Origin of the sequence: Streptomyces sp. 8L, assembly GCF_020176795.1 — a bacterium.
Classification (GTDB): domain Bacteria; phylum Actinomycetota; class Actinomycetes; order Streptomycetales; family Streptomycetaceae; genus Streptomyces.
The window spans coordinates 1-2546 of the sequence record NZ_JAIUKE010000791.1 but is presented as its reverse complement, the minus strand read 5'-3'; the positions used below and the strand labels follow the sequence as shown (position 1 = coordinate 2546).

2 protein-coding genes are annotated in these 2546 nt (G+C 72.4%); one reads left to right on the top strand and one right to left on the bottom strand.

Annotated elements, in window-relative coordinates; genetic code table 11:
• Positions 1–215 precede the first annotated feature (215 nt).
• Positions 216–1334, top strand: a complete 1119-nt coding sequence (serC, locus tag LCE31_RS38765) for a phosphoserine transaminase (protein ID WP_225022919.1) — start codon at positions 216–218, stop codon at positions 1332–1334.
• Between the two features lie 130 nt (positions 1335–1464).
• On the opposite strand, the gene LCE31_RS38760 is transcribed toward serC, so the two are convergent.
• Entirely contained in the window at positions 1465–2448 is a 984-nt protein-coding gene (locus tag LCE31_RS38760; protein WP_225022921.1) for an esterase-like activity of phytase family protein, read from the bottom strand.
• Positions 2449–2546 lie beyond the last annotated feature (98 nt).

Genomic DNA, 2546 nt, shown 5'->3' with positions numbered 1-2546 from the left:
CGTCCGGTGTGACCGTACGGGTCCTGGCCAGCGCGGCGAGCCGTTCGGCCAGGCGGTGCGCCCCGTACGCGCCGCCCCCCCCCGGGCCCCCGGGGGCCCCGGGAGCCCCGGGCCCGCGTCGGCCATATCACACGCGGACGGTTCCCCGTCCCGCCCGACGTCTCATCCGACGGACACGTTTCCGAGGGTTTGCCCGAAGGACTACGCTCCGCCCCGTGGCCGATATTCAGATTCCCACTGACATCAAGCCCGCCGACGGCCGGTTCGGCTCGGGCCCCTCCAAGGTGCGGACGGAAGCGGTCGACGCGCTGGCCGCGACCGGCACGTCCCTTCTCGGCACGTCCCACCGCCAGGCCCCCGTCAAGAACCTCGTCGGCGAGGTCCGCGACGGCATCCGGAGCCTCTTCTCCCTTCCCGACGGTTACGAGGTCGTCCTCGGCAACGGCGGCTCCACCGCCTTCTGGGACATCGCGACCCACGGACTCATCGAGAACAAGTCCCAGCACCTGTCGTTCGGCGAGTTCTCGTCCAAGTTCGCCAAGGCGGCCAAACTCGCCCCCTGGCTGGCCGAGCCCGCCATCCTGTCCGCCGACCCGGGCTCGCACCCGGAGGCGAAGGGCGAACCGGGTGTCGACGTCTACGCCCTGACGCACAACGAGACCTCCACCGGTGTCGCCGCGCCGATCAGCCGGGTCCCCGGTGCCGACGACGGCGCGCTCGTCCTCGTGGACGCCACCTCGGGTGCCGCGGGGCTGCCGGTGGACATCGCGGAGACCGACGTCTACTACTTCGCCCCGCAGAAGTCGTTCGCCTCCGACGGCGGCCTGTGGATCGCGGTCTTCTCGCCCGCGGCCCTGGAGCGTGCCGCGCGCGTGCACGGCTCGGGCCGCCACGTGCCGGAGTTCTTCTCGCTGCCGACGGCGATCGACAACTCGCTGAAGAACCAGACGTACAACACCCCGGCCCTCGCGACCCTCTTCCTGCTCAACGAGCAGCTGAAGTGGATCAACGGGCAGGGCGGGCTCGACTTCTCGGCGGGCCGCTCGGCCGCCTCCGCGCGCGCCCTGTACGGCTGGGCCGACGCGTCCAAGCACGCGACGCCGTTCGTGACGGACCCGGCCAAGCGCTCGGCGGTCGTCGGGACCATCGACTTCTCCGACGACATCGACGCCGCCGTCGTGGCGAAGGTGCTGCGCGCCAACGGGGTCGTGGACACCGAGCCGTACCGCAAGCTCGGCCGCAACCAGCTGCGCGTCGCGATGTACCCGGCCGTCGACCCGGCCGACGTCGAGGCGCTGACCACGTGCATCGACTACGTCGTCGAGCGCATCTGAGCGAACAGCCGCCGATCGCGCGCCCTCTGCGGGCGCGGCGGACGAGCGCGGTGAGGGCCCGGTCCCGCGGAGAGACGTCCGCGGGCACCGGGCCCTTCGCGTGTCCCCCTCACCCTGTCCCGCGCCGCTCTCACGACCCGCCGCGCGACCGCTTCCGTACGCCGAAGAACAGCAGGAGCACCAGGGCCACGACGACCACGCCCACCGCGACATTCCCCTTCGACGCGGAGTGCGACGACGGGGACGCCCGACCCGAACTCCCCTGGTGCGACGCGCCGGCACCGGCCGTGGCGCCCGAGCCGGAAGCCGACCCCTTGAGGTCCACCCGCTCGACCTCGCTGTCCTTGCCCTCGGAACCGAACATCAGGGCCTTGCCGTCCCTGGTGTACGTCACGGACTCCGACTGCCCCTGGAACGGGGCGCTGACCGGGAACTTCGCGCCCAAGTGCCCGTCCTTCCAGGCGTATCCGTACGCCCCCAGGTACGAGCGCAGCACGAGCTGCTTCCCGTCGGGCGAGAACGCCCCGTCCGTCACCCAGGGCACCGACGCGATCCGCCGGAAGACGTTCGTGCCCGTCGGCGTCAGGTGGGCGGGCCCTTCGTAGAGGCCGCCGCCGTCCTCGTTCTTCGAGGCGATGTAGACCCGGCCGGTCGTCGGATCGACCATCAGGGACTCGGCGTTGCGCGGCCCGTCCGCGTACTTCACCGTGAACTGCGTCGCGTCGACCGTCTGATCGCCCAGATGCTTCGGCTCGGGGAAGCGGTAGATCCAGACGTGGTCCCAGGCACCGTTCAGGTTGTCGCCGATGTCCCCGACGTAGAGGTCGCCGTCGGGGCCGATGGAGATCGCCTCGACGTCGCGCGGTGTCCCGACGCCCCGCAGGGTGACCCGCGCGACCGTGTCGCCGGTGCGGGAGTCGACGGCGTACACGTACGGGCCGTCACCGCTGTCGTTGTGGGTCCAGTAGACGCCGGGGTGGAGGTGGCTCGCGGCGAGACCGCTGGACTCGGTGATGCGCGGGTCCTTGATCGTGAAGCTCTGGTCGGGCCTGCCGTCCGCGAACGCCGGTGCGGCGGGCGGAAGTACGACGGCCCCGGCCGCCAGGACCAGCACGGCCGCGAGAGCGGCGAGAGCGGTACGGAGCGGGCCGCGCGGGCCGGCCGGGCCGCCGGGAGCCCCGGGGGCGCGGCGGACGGGGGACGGCGGCGACG